The sequence below is a fragment of the Streptomyces sp. NPDC008313 genome, from assembly GCF_042956125.1.
In the GTDB taxonomy this organism is placed as follows: Bacteria; Actinomycetota; Actinomycetes; order Streptomycetales; family Streptomycetaceae; genus Streptomyces.
The window spans coordinates 1945-3359 of record NZ_JBIBFR010000053.1 but is presented as its reverse complement, the minus strand read 5'-3'; the positions used below and the strand labels follow the sequence as shown (position 1 = coordinate 3359).

The window sequence follows — 1415 nt, the reverse complement described above, 5'->3', positions numbered from 1 at the left end:
TGTCGGGCACGTTGTTGGGTGTCTGAGGGTACGGCCGGTATGGCTGCCTTCAGTTGCCGGCCCCAGTGCACTCCGGTTGTTTCCGGGGGTGATGGGTGGTTGGTCGTTGTTTGAGAACTGCACAGTGGACGCGAGCATCTGTGGCCAAGTTTTTAAGGGCGCACGGTGGATGCCTTGGCACCAGGAACCGATGAAGGACGTGGGAGGCCACGATAGTCCCCGGGGAGTCGTCAACCAGGCTTTGATCCGGGGGTTTCCGAATGGGGAAACCCGGCAGTCGTCATGGGCTGTCACCCGCTGCTGAACACATAGGCAGTGTGGAGGGAACGCGGGGAAGTGAAACATCTCAGTACCCGCAGGAAGAGAAAACAACCGTGATTCCGGGAGTAGTGGCGAGCGAAACTGGATGAGGCCAAACCGTATACGTGTGAGACCCGGCAGGGGTTGCGTGTGCGGGGTTGTGGGATTTCTCTTTCACGGTCTGCCGGCCGTGAGACGAGTCAGAAACCGTTGATGTAGGCGAAGGACATGCGAAAGGTCCGGCGTAGAGGGTAAGACCCCCGTAGTCGAAACATCAACGGCTCGTTTGAGAAACACCCAAGTAGCACGGGGCCCGAGAAATCCCGTGTGAATCTGGCGGGACCACCCGTTAAGCCTAAATATTCCCTGGTGACCGATAGCGGATAGTACCGTGAGGGAATGGTGAAAAGTACCGCGGGAGCGGAGTGAAATAGTACCTGAAACCGTGTGCCTACAAGCCGTGGGAGCGTCGGGCATCAAGCTTGCTTGGTGTCTCGTGACTGCGTGCCTTTTGAAGAATGAGCCTGCGAGTTTGCGGTGTGTTGCGAGGTTAACCCGTGTGGGGAAGCCGTAGCGAAAGCGAGTCCGAACAGGGCGATTCAGTAGCGCGCTCAAGACCCGAAGCGGAGTGATCTAGCCATGGGCAGGTTGAAGCGGCTGTAAGAGGTCGTGGAGGACCGAACCCACCAGGGTTGAAAACCTGGGGGATGACCTGTGGTTAGGGGTGAAAGGCCAATCAAACTCCGTGATAGCTGGTTCTCCCCGAAATGCATTTAGGTGCAGCGTCGTGTGTTTCTTGCCGGAGGTAGAGCACTGGATAGGCGATGGGCCCTACCGGGTTACTGACCTTAGCCAAACTCCGAATGCCGGTAAGTGAGAGCGCGGCAGTGAGACTGTGGGGGATAAGCTCCATGGTCGAGAGGGAAACAGCCCAGAGCATCGACTAAGGCCCCTAAGCGTACGCTAAGTGGGAAAGGATGTGGAGTCGCACAGACAACCAGGAGGTTGGCTTAGAAGCAGCCACCCTTGAAAGAGTGCGTAATAGCTCACTGGTCTAGTGATTCCGCGCCGACAATGTAGCGGGGCTCAAGCGTACCGCCGAAGTCGTGTCATTG

At 57.4% G+C, this 1415-nt stretch carries 1 rRNA gene (running past one end of the window); it reads left to right on the top strand.

Going from position 1 to position 1415, the window contains the following annotated elements:
* Nucleotides 1-142 precede the first annotated feature (142 nt).
* Nucleotides 143-1415, top strand: a 23S ribosomal RNA gene (locus ACFY93_RS34450) (it continues 1923 nt past the right edge of the window).